The sequence below is a fragment of the Paenibacillus dakarensis genome (assembly GCF_001373415.1).
Taxonomy (GTDB): domain Bacteria; phylum Bacillota; class Bacilli; order Paenibacillales; family Paenibacillaceae; genus Paenibacillus_AQ; species Paenibacillus_AQ dakarensis.
This window is the reverse complement of the sequence record NZ_CDSE01000096.1, coordinates 1-3,003: the sequence shown is the minus strand read 5'-3', so window position 1 is coordinate 3,003 and position 3,003 is coordinate 1. Positions and strand designations below refer to the sequence as shown.

Here is a 3,003-nt window from a genome sequence, read left to right as displayed (position 1 = left end):
AAAGAACCGCCGGTAAGCGTCCAACCCAGTCCATTCTTCGTAAATGCAGCATACAGACCTGTGCTTGGATAGCTTCGGTTTATTGTAATTTCATCGGTGTTCTCAACGTTAAATGTTAGCCCCAGGCTCTTCTCATATGTTGTATACTCCAGCTTCCCTGTTTCCTTGAATGCCTCATCGATGACAGCACCCGGAAATGAGACTGAACCCGTTAAGAATGGTGTAATAGCTTTAATAATCGAAGTGTTATTACTGAAATACAAAACGGTAAATTCAGTTTTTGGCGTTCCACTCATATCTGAGATGGTAATCGTGTTCGGCCCTGGAAGCAGAGTGAACAGCTTTTCATTACCTACAGAAGAAATACTGAACTTGCCGTTGGTTACATTAACATCAACAGAGTTGCCATTAATTTTCAATTTCAATTTGCTTGGTGTAAAGTTTACAACTCTACCGCTGATACCCGTAAATTCAGAAGCAGGGTCCTTAAATACTTTATTATTGTACAGGTCATCTACTTCAATATACGGAGCGGACAAGAATGTAATTGGCAGTTCACGAGAATCTGTTAACTCTGCTCCGTCACGAACCTCTACAATAATCGACTGTTGTCCTGTTGGTAAGCTGGTAATCGTGAACTTATTACCATTGCTCGTGTAAGTGAATCCCTTGGATCCGGCAGTAGATTTCAGGCTGACCGTTCCGCCATTTTGGGTCTCTACGGAAATAATGAGCGGCAGCTCACTAACTGTTAAATTACTGCCTTCAGGGAACCTTGACTCACTGCCATCAGGGAATATTCTGAATATATCTGTAATTATTGGTGAGCTGCTGTCACGGAATGTGAATGGCACCTGTCTGTTCTTACCGCCCACGGTGACTTGTAATACATATTGACCGTTCTTCGGTAGAGTAAATTCTTTAGTCGTAATTTTATATCTAATAATATCTCCTTTAGGCATACCACCTGAGAATGTGATGACCTCTCTTTCGAGTGGGGTAACCTTGGAGTCTGGTCCGTACAATTCGATAATGGCTTTTGTTGCATTATTCCCTTTATCGAGAATAATATCGCCAGTCACCGATCCTTTGACAGGTTTAACACCGGAGATAACAGCATTATGATCAATGCTCTGACCACCAAATTCAGGATTATGCAGGGTTACACTTCCAACCGGATGATATACGACCTGACGAATGACGGTCTGTTCCTTGGACTCGGACTTCGCTACAATGACCAGCTGGTTCGTTCCTTCATTCAGCTTAATTCCGCCTGAATAATAGGAATCTCCGCCACCTGCATACAACGATACGCCATTGACAGTCACGCTCTTGCTGCTGTTTGCCGCTTTAACGGAAATACTGATGGTTTGATTCGTTGTAATGACAGGCTCTGGTGAATTATCCGGATCCTCCAGTTTCGTCCCGTCATTCAGTGCCACTTCATAAATAGCAGGAGCATCCGTAAACTTCACGTAGCCACTAATTTCACGCTTCTTGCCTTCAATGGTATCTATACCTGAAATAACGATTCTGTTGACACCTTGATAAAGCTGAACATTAATCATTTCGAACCGATTGCTCGTGGTATCAATGTTCGGTTTAGCCCCTTCTCCGTTCGCGTTCGGGCTATCCATGCGCTGAATGTCGTAAGTAATGGAACCCGGAACGACTCCGCTAAAAGTACCTGTTATCTTGACAGTTCCGCGATTCTCAGGCGTTGGATGGTTCAAATCCATACTGATGTTATCAAAACTGAAGTATGATGCGCCCTCGGCATTCTTGTCTGCATCAGCAGCAGCAATAGACTTGACTGGAACGAGTGTAAACATCAAGGCCACTGCAAGCATGAGACTTACCCAGGACCGGAATTTCTTCTTCACGTTTCGGGCCTCCTTCTTTTGCCTTTCTAAATCATCTGACACTTGTTTCATGAACCTCACCCTTCTCCCTCGCATTCGCAATCATGTAGATTGTCTTGTACTTTATGTATCGGCACCAATCTCACCTAATTTTAGAAAAAACCACAAAAAAACCTCACCCTGTTCGGGTGAGGCTGCTTGTACACTTGCACTCTAAAGATATGAAATAATATTAAAATATCGGGAAACGTTTCAACTCTACATTATTTGGTACGGGACTCCGGGTTGGCCTTTACCCGAATCCGGTGGATAAGTCCGAGCAGCGGACGCTTGGTCTTGCCAATCAATCCGATGACTTCGGCACCGATCTGCAGGAAGAACATCATGATACAGATCACGACGAAGGTGACCCAGTTCGCTTCATACATCGCAGCCGACGATTGGATAATAGCCAGCACACCGAAGAATGCAGCAATTCCGTAAATGATCAGAACCGACTGGCGGTGGCTGAATCCAAGCTCGCGCAGGCAGTGATGCAGATGCCCTTTATCCGGGGCAAAGATCGGCTTCTTCTGGATCTTCCGGCGAATAATCGCGAAAAGGGTATCCGACAACGGCACACCGATAATAATCAGTGGTGTAATGAAGGACACAATCGCAATCTGCTTAAACCCGAGCAGGGACAGCATGGCCAGACTGAATCCGAGGAACAGCGAGCCCGCATCACCCATAAAGATCTTGGCCGGATGGAAGTTAAAGAACAGGAATCCGATAATTCCACCAAGCAAGAGCAAGCAAAGTAATGCTACTGTAGTATTCCCCATGATGAGGGACATGACAAGGATGGTGCCAATAGCAATACCGGATACACCGGCAGCCAGGCCATCAAGCCCGTCAATCAGGTTAATGGCATTCGTTACACCTACGATCCAGAAGATCGTCAGCGGGATGGAAATCCAGCTTTCCAGCATAGAATACCGATCCTGAAAAGGTATATTTACAAAATCAACTGTAATATCAAATCCGAATACGACAACACAGGCTGCAGCAATCTGCGCCAGGAACTTCACTTTCGCTGACAGCTGAAAACGGTCATCCAATGCACCGATCAGCACAATCATGGACCCGCCGATCAGAAATG

At 45.1% G+C, this 3,003-nt stretch carries 1 protein-coding gene and 1 pseudogene; both read right to left on the bottom strand.

The annotated features are described in order from the left end of the window. Positions 1-1,883: pseudogene (locus BN1234_RS20335) on the bottom strand (S-layer homology domain-containing protein); the annotation flags it as partial. Between the two features lie 242 nt (positions 1,884-2,125). After that, the coding region (locus tag BN1234_RS20330; RefSeq protein WP_054958463.1) for an MraY family glycosyltransferase at positions 2,126-3,003 on the bottom strand (878 nt) is incomplete at its 5' end.